The following is a 4,453-nucleotide window of genomic DNA, read 5'->3' on the forward strand; positions in this document are numbered from 1 at the left end:
GAATTTGCCTCCTCCTTTACAGTGGGCGACAATGTAGCCTCCGTAAGGGTTATATTAACATCTGGCACCGCCAATCTGAGGATACGTTCATTCACAATAGCAACGCTGGACTTTTCGCAGATAACAGCCTACACCGGCCTGGAGGCAGCAGGAATTGACCACAACCTGTCCTATGCGGCTGTAATACCTACAGAAGCGAAGCCCAAAGGAACCATTATTTACAACGACTGGAGCGCAACTATCGGTCATCTTTGCTGGAGAAATGCAGATGGAGGCACTACCTGGAGTCAGCTGTAGAGGCAGATGATGATGACGAAGTATAAAGTGTCGCTGCGTGTGATGCCTCCAAACGTGCCCGGCTTTTTGGAGGCATCACACGCGGCGGAACTTGATAAAAAAAGCAGATCCGCGCGGTAAAAACAATTTGTTTATACCCGGAAAAACAGTAAATCTGCTGACATTGCCTGTCTCATTTTATTGCTACTAAAAAATTATTACTAATTTCCCGTATAAAAAATCGCCATGCGTTATCTACTCAAACTATGCCTGATCCTATTTCTCGCGTTGCCGGCTATGGCTCAGAAATCCGCTAACGAACTACACTTTACCAGCAGCCAGCAACAGCTGATCACCGTGTACAAGGGCACCATTTTCGTGAACGGGAATAAGGCTTTCGTGCTTCACCAGGATATTATCAACTATAAAAGCAGGCGTAACCGCCTGGTGGAAAACGGCAGGTCCGTTTTTCTTTTCCTGGAGGTAGACGGAAGCCCAAAGAAGAATAAACTGTATGTATTCAATATAGACCACTCCCTGGCCGATTCCCTGCTGACTGCGGTGAGTTCCGATGTGAAAGACTGGGACCGCGACGGCAACCTCGAATTTGGTGGCGCCGATCTCACGGAAACCTATCCTTCACCGGACTCTATGTATTACATCCCCTCCAAATTCTATGAAATCAAAAAAGGAAAAATCACTTATGATGCGGCGCTGACAGAAACAACTGATAAAAAAGCAAATGGCATCTTCCTGGCAAACCCGGTAAACGGCCAGGTGATTCCTAAAGGAAAGAAACGCTGACCTCCGTATAGCTTATGGATGGTGCACAGCATCAGGATGCAGCTACAGCAGGTACATCCAACAAAAAAAGACTAACAGAAAGCAGGAGGTAGAACTGTTGACTTATGAAGCCGTCAACGCCTGGCGGTATGCCGTTAAACTCACTCCTTTTTGTTTTTTAAAAAACTTATTCAGGTGGCTTCCATCCGCAAACCCGAACTCATCGGCCAGTTCATTGATCCTCAGATCGCTGAATTTTAACCGCCATTCAATCAGCCTGATCTTGTAGCCGCTGATGAATTGTTGTATGGTTTCGCCGCATTGTCTTTTAAAGTAAACGCCCAGGTAAGTTTCTGATATGCCGAAAGCATTGCTGATAGCCGCTGCTGTAAGCTGGCAGGGGGTAAATATATTCCGTTCAATATGATTGATAATTTCAAGGATCCGTTTATCCGTATTGTCACGCACATTTCCCGGTCTTAATTTGGCTATATTCCTGGCAGCAATTACAATCATTGCATTCACCAGGTTCATCTCCAAATCCTGCTGGTAAGCGCCTCCCAGCTTTATTCCATACAGCAGGGAATCGACAAGCATTTCCACCAGGCGGCTGTCGTCTTTGCATCTCATCACGCAGCCCGATAGTTTGGTGGCGTAGTAGAGCAGGCATTCCAGGTGATGAATGCTTTTCCAGGGATAAGTACGTACATAACTTTCACTGAAACGGATCAGCAAAAATTCGGTGGCCTCCACTATCTCGAAATGATGACGGTCGTCAGGGGTGAGCAGTAACAGGTTGCCATCACGATAGGCCATCCTGTTGCCATTGATGCGCACAAAACCCTTACCTGAAATAAGATACACTATCTCGAAAAAGCTGTACTGCCGGTTCACCAGCGGACAGTGGTCGGTTTTAAGGTATTCCACCTCCACCTGCTGATGTATATTCTGCTTAACCATAGTACAAACATACCTTTTTATAATAGAAATGAACCGAAAAGATGGGTGTTTGCCGGTCTATTTTTGTTAAAAAGAAACAAGTATAAAGACTATGCTTAAAAACAAAAAGAATACCCTGACGCTCGCAGCCATTTGTTTTTCCTCACTGATGTTCGGGTTGGAAATTTCCAGTGTGCCGGTGCTGCTGCCGGGTCTTGAGAAATTATTACATGGCAGCTTCAGTGATGTACAATGGATCATGAACGCCTATACCATTGCGTGTACTACCGTACTGATGGCCACCGGCACGCTGGCCGACCGTTATGGGAGGAAACGTGTTTTTGTAATGGGCCTGGTGCTTTTCGGTATCACTTCATTATTCTGCGGCCTGGCTACAACGATGTCAGTACTTATTATGAGCCGGTTTCTCCAGGGCCTTGGCGGGGGGATCATGCTCATTTGCCAGATCGCCATTCTTTCCCATCAGTTCCAGGAAGGGCGGCAGCGTAGCAGAGCATTTGCCATGTGGGGCATTGTATTTGGAACAGGTCTTGGTTTTGGCCCTGTTATAGGAGGCCTGATCCTTTCATTTGCCAGCTGGAAATGGGTTTTCCTGGTGCATTTTCCGTTGAGCATACTTACACTGGGTTTTGCACTGGCGGGCATCAAAGAATCCAGGAATACCCAGGCCCAACAGCTGGATGTATGGGGTATGATCTTGTTATCATTAGCGGTTTTTGCTTTAACTTATTTCATTATCCAGGGGCCGGTGCTTGGATTCGGCAGTATATCCGCGCTGCTTATTCTTGCCGGATCAGTTATTGCATTCCTGCTTTTTCTTTATGCAGAGAAAATCAGTCCCCAGCCGATGTTTGATTTTACGGTGTTCCGGGTGCCTGATTTTTCCGGCGCTGTCATTGGCTCTGTTGGGATGAATTTTTGTTTCTGGCCATTTATGATTTACCTGCCTATTTATTTCCAGGGCGTATTAGGCTATAACGGTGTACTTGCAGGAACAGTACTGCTGGCCTACACGCTGCCTACATTGGTGGTGCCTCCTTTGGCGGAACGCCTGCTGCTCAGGTACCGGCCGGGAGTTGTGATTCCGCTTGGGCTATTTAGTATTGGGATGGGCTTTATCCTGATGTGGCTGGGTATACATGCCACGCATCCGGGCTGGGTGAGCATGCTTCCGGGGACCCTTGTATCCGGTATTGGATTGGGCTTATGTAATACACCTGTTACCAATACCACCACGGGATCAGTGAGTGCCAACCGTGCCGGTATGGCCTCGGGGATAGATATGAGCGCCAGGCTTATCACACTTGCCGTTAACATTGCCTTAATGGGCCTGGTGTTAAGCAAAGGCATTTACGCGCATTTAAAAGGTATTTTCAATGAGAGGTTCAGTGCTGAACAACTTCAGCTGATGGCGGAAAAGATAGCAGCAGGTAATTTTACCGGTTTGAATGAAAAATTTCCGGAGATGAATATCCTGGATCCCGGCGGATACATCGCTCATTCGGCGCTTAGCTATGGATTTGAATTGCTCACGCTTTTTGGCGGGATCGGCGTTTGGCTACTGGCCCTGGTCAGTTTTTATATATTTAAGCCGGCTGCAGGCAAAGCGGTGTTCAGGTGATGGAGTGGAAAAAATTACTGCCGGTGATTGGCCGGCAGTAATAGACTATTTAATTGTAAACCTGGCTTTCATTGTAATTGTGCAGGATCTTGTTCAGTTTACCATCTTTAAAATACAATCTCACGCTAGAAGTGCCGGATACACCCGGTTTAACATCGGTAGCAATGGAAAATCCCCATTCGGCATATTTTTCCATATCGGGATCGAAAGGTTTATCCAGTGGCTTATCAGGTAAAATGATCTTAAGATAACTGTAGTCGGGAATTTTATAAATGGCGACCAGTTTTGTGTAGATATCGCTTACCGGATCGTTTTTAAGAATGGCAGTTTCAGTGGGCAGGGATGCCGGCCATTGATCCACCTCTTCCGGCAGTGCCCCGCCGGAACTGATATGCGCCACCTTATCGCCGGGAAACTGTATCAACGCGCGGTCTATCACAACGCTGGTATCCATCAGCGTAACGGCATCGTAATAGGGAAGCAGGTATTGCACTTGCTGCGGAGAGGAAAAAGGCTGGCGGTATACCACTGCTACCGATGAAAGGTTTTTTTCTTTATCCAGTTCCTGCAGCCTGCTGTAAACATCCGCATAAGAACTGCCTATTTTGATGCCCCACTTATCTCCTTTGGTAATGGTTTCTATTAATGGAAGCCGGTCTTTTTTTAGACAGGAAGTTAATAATACTGCCGGGAATACTAATAAGAACAGTCGTTTCATATCATGATTGGTTAAAGTGACTGTTGAAAAATAGCATATTCCAAAGGGAAATGCATGTGGGAAAGACAATTTTACCAGGAATGCCGCCACTGGTG

The 4,453-nt window shown here is 46.5% G+C and carries 5 protein-coding genes; 3 read left to right on the forward strand and 2 right to left on the reverse strand.

The genetic code is table 11. The features are described from left to right. Window positions 1–297, forward strand: a 297-nt coding sequence (locus tag VN105_RS00300; RefSeq protein WP_325636784.1) for a hypothetical protein, incomplete at its 5' end; no start/stop codon positions are given. Between the two features lie 225 nt (window positions 298–522). Continuing rightward, window positions 523–1,080 (forward strand): hypothetical protein, encoded by a 558-nt coding sequence (locus tag VN105_RS00305; RefSeq protein ID WP_325636786.1) that lies wholly within the window; start codon window positions 523–525, stop codon window positions 1,078–1,080. A gap of 102 nt (window positions 1,081–1,182) precedes the next feature. On the opposite strand, the gene VN105_RS00310 is transcribed toward VN105_RS00305, so the two are convergent. Further along, complete coding sequence (locus VN105_RS00310; RefSeq protein WP_325636788.1) at window positions 1,183–2,019, reverse strand: AraC family transcriptional regulator; 837 nt, start codon at window positions 2,017–2,019, stop codon at window positions 1,183–1,185. A 91-nt stretch (window positions 2,020–2,110) separates the two neighbouring features. Here VN105_RS00310 and VN105_RS00315 point away from each other — a divergent pair, with 91 nt between their 5' ends. After that, window positions 2,111–3,640, forward strand: a complete 1,530-nt coding sequence (locus VN105_RS00315; protein ID WP_325636790.1) for an MFS transporter — start codon at window positions 2,111–2,113, stop codon at window positions 3,638–3,640. A gap of 49 nt (window positions 3,641–3,689) precedes the next feature. Here the strand turns inward: VN105_RS00315 and VN105_RS00320 are convergent, their stop codons facing one another. After that, window positions 3,690–4,358, reverse strand: a complete 669-nt coding sequence (locus VN105_RS00320) for a hypothetical protein (protein WP_325636792.1) — start codon at window positions 4,356–4,358, stop codon at window positions 3,690–3,692. Between the last annotated feature and the right edge of the window lie 95 nt (window positions 4,359–4,453).

This window comes from Chitinophaga sp. (assembly GCF_035564935.1).
In the GTDB taxonomy this organism is placed as follows: Bacteria; Bacteroidota; Bacteroidia; order Chitinophagales; family Chitinophagaceae; genus Chitinophaga.

Bases quoted from the DNA above. Each gene is read 5' to 3' on its own strand.
- VN105_RS00305 (WP_325636786.1), top strand. From the start codon at position 523: ATGCGTTATCTACTCAAACTATGCCTGATCCTATTTCTCGCGTTGCCG.
- VN105_RS00310 (WP_325636788.1), bottom strand. From the start codon at position 2,019: ATGGTTAAGCAGAATATACATCAGCAGGTGGAGGTGGAATACCTTAAA.
- VN105_RS00315 (WP_325636790.1), top strand. From the start codon at position 2,111: ATGCTTAAAAACAAAAAGAATACCCTGACGCTCGCAGCCATTTGTTTT.
- VN105_RS00320 (WP_325636792.1), bottom strand. From the start codon at position 4,358: ATGAAACGACTGTTCTTATTAGTATTCCCGGCAGTATTATTAACTTCC.